General features: G+C 66.2%; 11 protein-coding genes. 6 read left to right on the top strand and 5 right to left on the bottom strand.

All coding sequences use genetic code 11. From position 1 onward, the window contains the following. Positions 1-44 precede the first annotated feature (44 nt). A complete protein-coding gene (locus IAG25_RS38135) occupies positions 45-611 on the top strand; it encodes an antimicrobial peptide resistance and lipid A acylation PagP (protein ID WP_187609463.1) in 567 nt (188 codons plus the stop codon). An 86-nt stretch (positions 612-697) separates the two neighbouring features. Continuing rightward, positions 698-1,750 (top strand): transporter, encoded by a 1,053-nt coding sequence (locus IAG25_RS38130; protein WP_187609462.1) that lies wholly within the window; start codon positions 698-700, stop codon positions 1,748-1,750. 3 nt (positions 1,751-1,753) lie between these two features. On the opposite strand, the gene IAG25_RS42555 is transcribed toward IAG25_RS38130, so the two are convergent. Both IAG25_RS42555 and IAG25_RS38120 read right to left on the bottom strand, forming a co-directional pair. Next, complete coding sequence (locus IAG25_RS42555) at positions 1,754-5,263, bottom strand: DNA translocase FtsK (RefSeq protein ID WP_187609461.1); 3,510 nt, start codon at positions 5,261-5,263, stop codon at positions 1,754-1,756. Positions 5,264-5,433: 170 nt separating this feature from the next. Then, positions 5,434-6,024: an META domain-containing protein gene (locus IAG25_RS38120; protein ID WP_187609460.1), complete on the bottom strand. Its 591-nt coding sequence runs from the start codon at positions 6,022-6,024 to the stop codon at positions 5,434-5,436. A 274-nt stretch (positions 6,025-6,298) separates the two neighbouring features. On the opposite strand from IAG25_RS38120, the gene purT reads away from it, so the two are divergent. Genes purT through IAG25_RS38105 form a run of 3 tightly spaced genes read left to right on the top strand, consistent with a single transcriptional unit; the run spans position 6,299 to position 8,134 of the window. Beyond that, positions 6,299-7,531, top strand: a complete 1,233-nt coding sequence (gene purT, locus IAG25_RS38115) for a formate-dependent phosphoribosylglycinamide formyltransferase (protein ID WP_187609459.1) — start codon at positions 6,299-6,301, stop codon at positions 7,529-7,531. Between the two features lie 25 nt (positions 7,532-7,556). Then, positions 7,557-7,733, top strand: coding sequence for a DUF6726 family protein (locus IAG25_RS38110; RefSeq protein WP_187609458.1), 177 nt, complete (start codon positions 7,557-7,559; stop codon positions 7,731-7,733). A gap of 44 nt (positions 7,734-7,777) precedes the next feature. Continuing rightward, on the top strand, positions 7,778-8,134 hold the full coding sequence (locus IAG25_RS38105; RefSeq protein WP_187609486.1) for an MliC family protein: 357 nt from the start codon (positions 7,778-7,780) through the stop codon (positions 8,132-8,134). Between the two features lie 67 nt (positions 8,135-8,201). On the opposite strand, the gene IAG25_RS38100 is transcribed toward IAG25_RS38105, so the two are convergent. Next, complete coding sequence (locus IAG25_RS38100) at positions 8,202-8,555, bottom strand: hypothetical protein (RefSeq protein ID WP_187609457.1); 354 nt, start codon at positions 8,553-8,555, stop codon at positions 8,202-8,204. Between IAG25_RS38100 and IAG25_RS38095 the strand changes: the two genes are divergently transcribed. Then, positions 8,554-10,038, top strand: coding sequence for a DEAD/DEAH box helicase (locus IAG25_RS38095; protein ID WP_187609456.1), 1,485 nt, complete (start codon positions 8,554-8,556; stop codon positions 10,036-10,038). The two genes, IAG25_RS38100 and IAG25_RS38095, sit on opposite strands and share 2 nt — an antisense overlap. Positions 10,039-10,103: 65 nt before the next feature. On the opposite strand, the gene gluQRS is transcribed toward IAG25_RS38095, so the two are convergent. Continuing rightward, a complete protein-coding gene (gene gluQRS / locus IAG25_RS38090; RefSeq protein WP_187609455.1) occupies positions 10,104-10,973 on the bottom strand; it encodes a tRNA glutamyl-Q(34) synthetase GluQRS in 870 nt (289 codons plus the stop codon). Between the two features lie 7 nt (positions 10,974-10,980). Further along, the gene (locus IAG25_RS38085) at positions 10,981-11,844 is read right to left on the bottom strand and encodes a sulfurtransferase (protein WP_187609454.1); all 864 of its coding nucleotides are present in this window, start codon (positions 11,842-11,844) and stop codon (positions 10,981-10,983) included. Positions 11,845-11,964 lie beyond the last annotated feature (120 nt).

The following is an 11,964-nucleotide window of genomic DNA, read 5'->3' as shown; positions in this document are numbered from 1 at the left end:
GCCGACGAGCCGCGTTTCACACAGCGACACGCTGTCCGATGACGATGAAACAGAAACTGCTCAAGGCGGTCATGATTTCGATGTTATGCGCGCCACTCGCGGCGCGCGCGGACGACAGCAAGGAATGCGATTTCAAGCGGGACTGGATGTCGTCGGCGTGCCAGCGCGTGATGCGCGTCGCGGACGACGGCACATGGGACCTCTACGTGACGGGTTACGGCTGGCATATCGACGGCTTCAACGACCGCAGCGAACTCAATCCGTGGTCGTACGGCGGCGGCGCGGGCAAGCACTGGATCGACGCGAACGGCAACGAGGACATTCTGTTCGCGTTCGCCTTTTCGGATTCGCATCACAACTTCGAACCGATCGGCGGCTACGCGCGCCAGTGGTACACGCAGCCGGTGCTCGGCGGATTGCAGGCGGGCGGCGGGTTCTTCGTCGGCGTCACGGCGCGCAGCGACATCGGCCATTACGTGCCGTTGCCGCTCGCGCTGCCGATCGGCTCGGTGCGCTACCGGCGCGCGTCCGTCATGGCGACGATCATCCCGCATATCCCCGGCCTGAACGACGGCGACGTCGCGTTCTTCTGGGGCCGCTACGAGTTCTAGTACGATGCGTTTCCGAGGCGCTTTTCTTTCGCATCGACTGAAAGGTGTACTGAGGAAATCGAAAGGCAACAGCAGGGAATGCAAGATTGAACACGACTCAACCATTCGACGCGCGCGAGCGTCCGCTCAAGCGCAATGAACCGGCGCCGCCGGGATTCATCAGCGCGTTCAGCTTCGCTGGCGGCGAGGCGCTGCGCCTGACCTGGGACGAAGCGCGCGATGCCGTGGTGGGCGATGGCCCGACGTGGCTGCATCTGTCGGCGAACGACGATGCCGTCGAGGGCTGGCTCGAAGGCGTCACGTCGATGCCGGATGTCGCCCGCGAGTTCCTGAACGGCGAGGACAAGCGTCCGCGCGTGCATATCGGCTCGAACTTCATGTACGGCGTCGTCGCGGACCTCGAACTCGTCGCGAAGACGCCGGATGCCGCCGCGCCGGGCGTGCGCGAGGCGAACCGCGCGACCGGGGCACTGCGCTTTTACGTGGACAGGCATCGCATGATCACCGTGCGCGCGCGGCCGCTGCAATCGACCGACCGCTTGCGCCACGCCGTCCTCGAAGGCGCGATGTTCCGCGATAGCGTCGATCTCTTCGCAGGGCTGATTCGCGCGCTGAACGATACCTTCGCGGACCGTATCGATGAAATCGGCGACTGTCTCGACGATGTCGAGGAAAGCGTGCTCGAAGGAGGCCATTCGAAATGCCGCGCGATGCTGGGCGGCGCGCGGCGGCGCATCGTGGAAGTGAAGCGGTTTATCGATCCGGAGCGTAACGCGCTGACGCAACTCGTGTTGCGCCGCCTGGAATGGGCCGAACCGCGCTCGATGGAAGCGCTCGTGCAGGCGATTCAGGTGCTGAACGGTCTGGGCGGCGGTCTGGAAGGGCTCTACGAGCGCGCGAAGCTATTGCAGGATGAAATCGCCGCGGCGCTGTCGGAAGACATCAACCGCAAGCTGCTCTGGCTCGCGATCATGTCCGCGTTGCTGCTGCCCGCCACGCTCGTGACGGGCATTTTCGGCATGAACGTGGCGGGTTTGCCGGGGACCAAGGATCCGGCGGCGTTCTGGATCGTGGTCGGCGTGATGACGGGCTGCGCCGCCATCACGATCTTTCTGCTGCGCCGCCTGCGGCTCTGGTAACGCTCACTCCGCCGGGCCGGGCGGGGCGAGCACTTCGCGGTTGCCGTTGTTGCTCATCGACGAGACGAGGCCGGCCGCTTCCATCTGTTCGACGAGGCGCGCCGCCCTGTTATAGCCGATGCGCAACTGCCGCTGCACCGACGAGATCGACGCGCGCCGCGTGCGTACGACGAAAGCCACGGCTTCGTCATAGAGCGGATCGGCTTCGGCGTCGGGTGTCTCGCCGAACAGGTCCTGTCCGCCGCCGCCATCGGACGTCGGGCCGGACAGAATGCCTTCCTCGTACTCCGGCTCGCCGAACTGCTTCAGATGCTCGACCACGCGATGCACTTCGTCGTCCGCGACGAACGCGCCGTGCACGCGCTGCGGATAGCCCGTGCCGGGCGGCAGGAACAGCATGTCGCCCGCGCCGAGCAGCGATTCCGCGCCCATCTGGTCGAGAATCGTGCGCGAATCGATCTTCGACGACACCTGAAACGCCACGCGCGTCGGAATATTCGCCTTGATGAGGCCGGTGATCACGTCGACGGACGGCCGTTGCGTCGCGAGAATCAGATGGATGCCGGCCGCGCGCGCCTTCTGCGCGAGACGCGCGATCAACTGCTCGATTTGCTTGCCCGCGACCATCATCAGGTCCGCGAGCTCGTCGATGACCACGACGATGAGCGGCAGCGTGGATAGCGGCTCGGGCGCGTCGGGTGTGAGCGAGAACGGGTTCGTGAGCTTCTTGCCCGCGGCCTCGGTGTTGCGAATCTTCTGGTTGAAGCCTTGCAGATTGCGCACGCCGACCGCCGACATCAGCCGGTAACGCTTCTCCATTTCGCCGACGCACCAGTTGAGCGCGTTCGACGCGAGCTTCATGTCGGTGACGACCGGTGCGAGCAGATGCGGAATGCCTTCATACACGGAAAGCTCCAGCATCTTCGGGTCGATCATGATGAGGCGCACGTCCTCGGGCTTCGCCTTGTAGAGCAGCGAGAGGATCATCGCGTTGATCGCGACCGACTTGCCCGAGCCCGTCGTGCCCGCGACCAGCATGTGCGGCGCGCGGGCGAGATCCGTCACGACCGGATTGCCGACGATGTCCTTGCCCATCGCGATCGTCAGATTCGACTTCGACGTGCGATACACGTCGTCTTCGAGAATCTCCGAGAGGCGGATCATCTGGCGCTTCGCGTTCGGCAGTTCGAGGCCCATGCAGGTCTTGCCGGGAATCGTTTCGACGACGCGGATCGACGTGAGGCCGAGGCCGCGCGACAGATCCTTCATCAGCCCGACGATCTGGCTGCCGCGCACGCCGAGCGCCGGTTCGACTTCGAAGCGCGTGATGACCGGACCGGCGGACGCGCCGACCACCGTCACCGGCACCTTGAATTCCTGAAGGCGCTGCTCGATCAACTGGCCGGTTTCGTTCAGGTGCGCCTCGGAGACGGGCTCGATCTCGTCGGACGCGGCTTCGAGCAAGTCGAGCGTCGGCAATTCCACCGCCGACGCGTGCGGCGCATGGAATTCGAACTCGGTCGGCGCGGAGCCGCGTACCGGCTGGCGCGGTTCGGGCGCCGCGTTTGGCTGACTCGGAGACTGGGTTGCGACCGGCGGCGCGGCCGCGATGCCCGGAAAGCGCACGACGTTCGACGGCGAAGCGAATTCGTCGCCCGCAACCTGGCGCTCGGCGATGGGCAGCGGTTCTTCCTCCGGCATATCGAGCACGTCGTCCTGATCGTCGACAACGCGCAAGAGCGGCGGGGCAGGGGGCTCGCTGTCTGTATCGCGCGACGTGGGTTCATCTAGCCACGGCGGCGTCGGCGCGAGATCGCGCGCGTCCGGTTCGTGTTCCGGTTCCAGCGCTCGCGCGGCGGGCGGAAGCTCGGGCGTCTCGTTCGGCGGGTCGATGCGCGCGGGCTCTTGCGCCGCGTTTGTGTCGAACGCAGAGGCAGGGGTGGAAAGCGATGGCGCGATCGGGATTTCGGCGCTCGGCGGCTCCGGCAGACGCAAGTCGAAGAGCGGTGGCGGCTCGACGAGCGTGGGCGCGATCACGTGAGCGTCGATGAGCGGCGGCTCGACGCGCGCATCGAATTCCTGGGCCGTTGCGGGCGGCGGCGTTACCGGCTCGATGCGCGATTCGGGTGCCGTCTCGACGACGTGTTCGTCGGCGGTCGTCTCGGCGTTCGGCTGAACATCGGGCTGGCCGCCACGCGCCATCGCCACATGCCCGCGCGCGAGACTCGCGCCTGCGAGCGATGTCCAAAGCGCGGTCTTCTCCTCGATGGATCGCAACGTCGCCTGAATCGCTTCGGGTGCCGGCGGCGTGATCGGCCCGAGCGGCGCGGCCGGGCGCGAGAACGCCGGTGCGGCAAGCGGCGCCGGCGCGAACTCACGCGTCGCCGTACCCGCGGAAGGACGCGCGGGCGGTGCGGCGCGTCGGATGCTCTGCGATGTTTGCGGCAAAGGCGTCCTGCGCGCGGCGCTCACGCCGGTCGCGACGGACGTGGATGTGCTCGCCACACCCGATGACCGTTGCGCAGGCATCGACGTCACCGGACTGCGCGGGCGATCCATGCGAGGCGCGGGCGTCGGCGGCGTGGACGCGCGCGGCTTGTCGACGGCGACGGAAGCGCGCAAGCCCGAACCCGAAGGCTCGAATGCCGACGCCCGACGCGGCGCAAACGCCGCGCCGGCCTCGCGATTCGCCGATGACGCCGACGGATTCAGCCAGTCCGCAGGCACGACGGGCTCCGTTTGCGCGGCCGGAGGCGAGACGCCGGCGGCTTCGAAGGCGGGGCGCTTGGCGTAAGCCTCGGCGGTGGCGATTGCGCTCGCGGTCGCCGCCGAAGCGCGGTTGACGCCGCTCTTGCCGGTCGCAGGCGGGCGCCACGGCGTCGGACGCTGATAACGGCTGCTACGGGGGCTGGTCGGGAGGCCGAGCGTCGGCTCGTCGTGCGACGTGCGCGGCGGCGGCGCATCGAAACGCTCGGCGCGATGAGCACGTTCCTGCGAATCGCGCGCGGCCCTTTCGCGGGTGCGGCGTTCGAACCAGCTGCCTGCCTTGTCGCGACCCTTGTCACGACCCTTTTCGCGGCTGGGCGAGCCCTGGCGCGGCTCGCTTTCGCGTTCGCGCGGGGTGAGCCAGTTTTGCGGCAGGCCGAAGCCGAACGCTTCGTCCGCCCACGCGAGCACCGAACGCCAGCTGAATTCGATCAGCCAGGGCAGGAATATCGCGAGCACGACGGCCGCGATCGCGGCTGCGCCGCCGAGATGCGCGGGTCCGCTCAACGCGGTGGCGAGCGCGCGTCCGCAGCGATTGATGTTCGCCTGCGTTTCGAGCGAGTTTGCGAGCGCGCCTTCGAGCGTGCTGCTCGCGAGCAGCACGCCGATAAATCCGAGCCAGAGACGGATCGTGCCCGGGCCGCGAACGCCTTCCCTGCCCGGCAGCGCCAGCTTGACGATGCGCCAGAAGAGCGGAAGGAACCAGACGACCGATGCACCGAACCAGCCGAGAACTACCATGTGCATGCTTGAGCTTGAATCAATGTTGGGTGAAACGAATCAGGTTGTGACCCGAAGACTGCGCCCGGCCGCGCGTGCCGGCCGGACTGTTCGATCGAGCAGTTTAACGGGAAACCGTGCGGGAACCGCGCGGGTGCCGCGCACGCACGACGCGTGTGCCGCATGTACGCAACACATCACTTCGCGCGAGCCGAGAAGGTGAGCACTTGGCCGTCGTCGAGCGTCAGTTTCAGCGCGGGCGGCGGATTCATCTGCACGCCGCTTTTCGCGATATGCGCGAGCGCGTCGAGATAGGGCCGCTCCAGCGCCGCGCCCGCACCCGAGACGCACGCCATGCGCGTGCCCGCGAGCGGACCGAACGTCAGCTTGCCGTCCTTCAGATCGTAGGTGCCGCTGTAGCGATTGCAGCCCGAAAAGCCGCTCGCCAGGCGATGACCGTTCGCGGTCGAGAAATCGAGCGTAAGCGCCCGCGCGTCGTTCTCGCCCGCATGCGGCACCGCGCGCGGCTGGCCGCTCGCGTCGGTCCAGCTCGTGAGCTCCCATTGCGTGTCGTCGAGCAATTGCGTGGCGGCAGGATTATAAGGATCGGTGGGCGGCGCGCTTGCATCGGGATGCTTCGGCATCGCGCAACCGGTGACGACACTCGCCGCGACGACGAGCGCGCACGCGCGGGACGCAAGCGAAAGCGCCGCTTTGCGACGCGACAGGAAGTTTGACGATGAGTGCGCCGAACGAAGAGCGGACGCGCGAAGGAAATGCGTGGGCATCGATGATCCTGAAGCAGGCGAAACCGTAAGGGTATCGCACGCGTCCTGCGATTTGTCTAGCGTCCGCAAGCAACAAAATGTTTGCCGCGGCTGTCATCGATCGGAGATGCGCGGGGAATTCCGATCCGCATTCGCGTGTCAATACCGTTCATGACGACGCCGTCAATAGGCCGGACGGCAGAGTGTTGCGGCGGGCGCTGCGTGTTAACATCGCGCCCAATTCCGCCGCTTTCGCTTTACTGGCCTCGTCACCTGATCGATTCCCGGAGCACTCATGCAGACCGATTCATTTCGTCCTGATGCCTTGCGCATCGGCACGCCGCTTTCCGCCAACGCCACGCGCGTGATGCTGCTCGGCGCGGGCGAGCTTGGCAAGGAAGTGATCATCGCGTTGCAGCGCCTGGGCGTCGAAGTCATCGCGGTCGACCGCTATGCGAACGCGCCGGGGCATCAGGTTGCGCATCGCGCGCACGTCATCGACATGACCGACGCCGCCGCGCTGCGCGCGCTCGTCGAGAAGGAGCAGCCGCATCTGATCGTGCCGGAGATCGAGGCGATCGCGACCGATGCGCTCGCTGAAATCGAAGCGGCGCAACTCGCGACCGTCATCCCGACGGCGCGCGCCACGCAGCTCACGATGAACCGCGAAGGCATCCGGCGACTCGCCGCCGAGGAACTCGGCCTGCCGACATCGCCCTATGCGTTCGCGCAGTCGCTCGACGAGATGAAGGCGGCGATCGCCACGATCGGCTTTCCGTGTGTCGTGAAGCCGGTGATGTCGTCGTCGGGGAAGGGGCAATCGGTGCTCAAAAGCGACGCGGATGTCGAGCCGGCATGGAATTACGCGATGGCGGGCGGACGCGTGAATCACGGCCGCGTGATCGTCGAGGGCTTCATCGATTTCGAATACGAGATCACGCAACTCACCGTGCGCGCGGCGGACCCCGAGAGCGGCGAAACGCAAACCTACTTCTGCGATCCGATCGGCCATGTGCAGGTCGCGGGCGATTACGTCGAATCGTGGCAGCCGCAACCGATGAGCCCGGCCGCGCTCGAAAAAGCGCGCGATGTCGCCGCGAAGGTCACGACTGCGCTCGGCGGACGCGGGCTCTTCGGCGTCGAGCTTTTCGTGCGCGGCGACGACGTCTGGTTCTCCGAAGTGAGCCCGCGTCCGCACGATACCGGTCTCGTCACGCTCGCGACGCAGCGCTTCTCCGAGTTCGAATTGCATGCGCGCGCGATCCTCGGCTTGCCCGTGGATACCGCGCTGCGCGCGCCCGGCGCGTCCGCCGTCATCTACGGCGGTCTGGATGAAACGGGCATCGTGTTCGAAGGCGTGGCGCAAGCGCTCGCGGTGCCGGGCGCGGACTTGCGGCTTTTCGGCAAGCCGGAAAGCTTCGTGAAGCGTCGCATGGGTGTCGCGGTCGCGACGGGCGCCGACACGGACGAAGCACGCGAGCGCGCGAAACTCGCGGCGTCGAAGGTGCGGCCGGTTTCGGCAAAATGACCGGCGCGCGGGCGTCGGCGGGAGCATGAACGTGAAATGGAAAGCGCTGGCCGCGCTCGTCGTGGTTTCCCTGGGACTCTCGGGCTGCGGACTTGCGGCGGCGCCGTGCCGCATCGCCTCGGCGGGGCTGAAGATCGTGCCGGTCGTCGGGCATGTCGCGGCCGCGCCGACCGACGCATGCGCCGAAGTGATCGATCCGTGATCGCCGGCGCGCGCATCGACTTCGAAACCATCGCGAACCGGATGATGAAGAAAACACTCGCACTCATGCTCGCGTCGCTCGTGGCGCAGTCGGCGCTGGCCATGCCGCTCACCGTGCCGCAGATCCAGACCGCGTCGACGCAAACCACGCGCTACGACTGCAAGGACGGCAAGAGCGTGTCGGTCCAGTACACGAACACGCGCAATCGTCAGAGTTTCGCGGCGCTGACCGTCGACGGGCGCAAGCTGCTGTTCGTGAACGTGATCGCGGGATCGGGCGCGAAATACGTCGCCGATCAATACACGTGGTGGACCAAGGGTCCGCAGGCGAACCTGTACGACGAAATGGCCGCGAAGGATTCGCCACCGCTGCTCGAAGATTGCGAAGCGCGCAAGAAGTAGGCGCGCGGCATGCCGGAATGCGGTCTGACCGTGCTTTCGCGCCGCGGGAGCGCACTCGCGTGCGGTGCTACAATGTGCGGCTTTCCGGCTGTGGAAATCGCAGCCGGTCCGAATTCCGGATTTTCGGCATCGCCGTTCGATGCCGGCTGAGCGGTACACGGGCCTCGAGCGAACCGCCGCTCAGAAAATCGGGGATGCCGCTTGCCTTCAAGGCGTCATCGAAGCCGTGTCCCATCTGAGCGCAGGCTCGATACCGGCCGCCCCGTGCAGCGCGCACTGTGTGCCTGTTTGATGCGCCGCGTGCGCCAACGAAACCCATCCGCGTAAGCAAGCGGTCGCGACGTTCGACCGAACGATTCGACCGATTTTTTACGCGCGCCGCATCGAGCGGCACTTTAGCGAAAGCCAATATAGTCACCATGTCCGATTCCGCCGCCACGAACACGTCCACCGCAGGGGCCGACGCGTCGACGTTCGACCAGTTCGGATTGTCCGCCGACATCCTGAAAGCGGTGAGCGAGTCCGGCTACACCACGCCCACGCCGATTCAGGCGCAAGCGATTCCGGTCGTCCTCGCGGGCCGCGATGTCATGGGCGCCGCGCAGACCGGCACCGGCAAGACCGCGAGTTTCTCGCTGCCGATCATTCAGCGCCTGTTGCCGTCGGCAAACACGAGCGCGTCGCCCGCGCGCCATCCGGTGCGCGCGCTGATGCTCACGCCGACGCGCGAACTCGCCGACCAAGTCGCCGCCAACGTCCAGACTTACTCCAAGCACACGCCGCTGCGCAGCACGGTGGTGTTCGGCGGTGTCGACATGAACCCGCAGTCCGACGCGCTGCGCCGCGGCGTCGAAATCCTGATCGCGACGCCCGGACGCTTGCTGGACCACGTGCAGCAAAAGACGGTCAATCTCGGCCAGGTGCAGATGCTCGTGCTCGACGAAGCCGACCGCATGCTCGACATGGGCTTTCTGCCCGACCTGCAGCGCATCCTGAATCTGTTGCCGAAGGAGCGCCAGACGCTGCTGTTTTCGGCCACGTTCTCGCCCGAAATCAAGAAGCTCGCGTCGACGTACCTGCGCAATCCGCAGACGATCGAAGTCGCGCGCAGCAATTCGACGGCGACCAACGTGCGCCAGATCGTTTTCGAAGTGCACGAGAGCGACAAGTCCGGCGCGGTCGCGCAACTCATTCGCGAGCGCGAACTTAAGCAGGTGATCGTGTTCTGCAACAGCAAGATCGGCGCGAGCCGGCTGGCGCGCGTGCTGGAGCGCGACGGCATCGTGGCGACGGCGATCCACGGCGACCGCACGCAGAGCGAGCGCATGCAGGCGCTCGACGCGTTCAAGCGCGGCGAGATCGAGGCGCTCGTCGCCACCGACGTCGCCGCGCGCGGTCTCGATATCGCCGAATTGCCGGCGGTCATCAACTTCGATCTGCCGTTCAACGCGGAAGATTACGTGCACCGTATCGGCCGAACCGGGCGCGCGGGCGCGTCGGGCGACGCGTTATCGCTGTGCAGCGCGAACGAGCGCAAGCAGCTCGCCGACATCGAGAAGCTGATCAAGCGTCCGCTCGAAGTCGAGTCGCTTCAGGTGACGACGCGCGTGCGTCACGACGGATCGGCGCCGCGCCGCGATGAGCGCTTCGGCCGTCCGGAGCGCACGGAGCATCGGCATGCTTCGCGCGACGAGGCCGGTTCGCGCCGTCGTCCGGCGGGCGCGCACGATCGCCCGCGCGGCCGTCAGCAGCCCGTCGACGAGTTTTTCCTGAAGCCGTATGAACCGTCGCCGTCGGCGATGAAGCGTCACGAGGAAACGGTCGAACCCGAGCGCAAGAGCGCGCCGAAGCAGCCGCTCGCGGCATTGCTCGGCGGGCTGGGAATGCCGCGCAAGTCGTCGTGATTTCCTGAAGACGAATGAAAAAAGGCAGCCCGTGCGGCTGCCTTTTTTGCTTTTGGGCGATGGACCTAGCGTGCGAAGCGCTTCGCCCATTCGGCCGTCGCGGCGCTGTAGAACATGTCGAGCGAACCAGCCGAAACGTGGATGTCGAGATGCCTCGCCGCCTCGACGAGCGCTTCGAGCGGCGCATGCCGGTCGAGCGGCGTCGCGCCCGTCTGCTTGCTCAGTTTTTCGCCGGCATCGTTGTTGACGACGTCCACATGCAGATAAGCCGGTGTGGGCACACCGAGGCACTGCTGCAGATAGATTTGCCGTGCGGTCGAATCGAGCAGGTCGGCACCGCGCACGATATGCGTGATACCGGCGTCGGCGTCATCGACGACGACCGCGAGTTGATAAGCCCACAGCCCGTCCGCACGCTTCAGCGCGAAATCGCCGACTTCCGTCGCGAGATTCTGCGTTTGCTGTCCTTGCCAGCGATCGACGAACGTAATGACCGCCGCATCGCCATCCGGCACACGCAGCCGCCATGCGCGCGCGGGCTTGCCGTGCAGGCCGTCGCGGCACGTTCCCGGATAGGCGAGCGTCGCGTGGCGCGCATGCGCGTGCACCAGAGAATCCGCGATTTCGCGTCGCGTGCAGCCGCACGGATAGATGAAGCCCGCCGTCTGAAGGCGTTCGAACGCGGCCTGATACGCATCGCCGCGCGCGCTTTGCCAGACCGGAGCTTCGTCCGAATGCATGCCGAACTGCGCGAGCGTCGCGAGGATTTCATCGGCGGCGCCGGGCACCGTGCGCGGGGCATCGACATCTTCGATGCGCACGATCCAGCTTCCGCCGTGCGCGCGCGCATCGAGAAAACTCGCGAGCGCGCTGACGAGCGAACCCGCGTGCAGCGGACCGGTGGGCGAGGGCGCGAAGCGGCCGCGATAGGACATTGGGCGCTTAAGCCGCGCGGCTGACCTTTGCGTCGGGATGGCAAGCCGGGCACGTCTCGCCCGGTGCGTAGAACGGCGACGTCTGATCTTCGACCGACACCACCGCGCGGCAGCCGAAGCATTGCGCGGTCGCGGTGGGCTGCAGGCTCGGATCGAGCGCCGTGCGGTAATCGAACACGAAACATTCGCCGGTGTAATGCGCGCCGCCCACTTCCTCGAAGTACTTCAGAATGCCGCCTTCGAGCTGATAGACATGCTCGATGCCAACTTCCTTCATGTGAATCGCGGCCTTCTCGCAGCGGATTCCGCCGGTGCAGAACGACACGATGGTCTTGTCCTGCAGATCCGCGCGATTCTGCTCGATCACCTCGGGAAACTCGCTGAACTTCGTGATGCGGTAGTCGAGCGCGTTGTCGAACGTGCCGACATCCACTTCGAACGCGTTGCGCGTGTCGAGCATCACGACCGGACGGCCTTCGTCGTCGTGGCCGCGGTCGAGCCAGGCTTTCAGCGTGGGCGCATCGACGGACGGCGCGCGGCCGAGTTCCGGCCTGATCGCGGGCTTCTTCATCGTGATGATTTCGCGCTTGAGTTTCACCAGCATGCGGCGAAACGGCTGCTTCGCGGAAAGGCTTTCCTTGAACTGCAGATCGGCGAAACGGCCGCCGAAGAGCGCATCCGTGCGGATGTAGTCGATGAATTCGCGGACTTCGGCGATCGGCCCCGCGATGAAAAGGTTGATGCCCTCCGGCGCCAGCAGAATCGTGCCTTTCAGGCCGAGCGCGTTGCAGCGTTCGGTGACGAGCGGCCGCCACGCGAGGCCGTCCTCGATGGTGACGAATTTATAGGCGGAGAGGTTCAGAATGCTCATGATCGGATGACGCGCAAACGGCTGTAACGGGTAAAAAGTGCGCGGATGAATCGCGCGCAAAACACGTATTATCCCGCAAACGGCGTGTGGCCCTCCCGGATTCGATCCGCCGCGTCGCTT

The organism is Caballeronia sp. EK, assembly GCF_014384845.1.
GTDB lineage: Bacteria > Pseudomonadota > Gammaproteobacteria > Burkholderiales > Burkholderiaceae > Caballeronia > Caballeronia jiangsuensis.
Note: the sequence above shows the minus strand (reverse complement) of the source record. Positions and strands in the feature narration are given on the sequence as shown.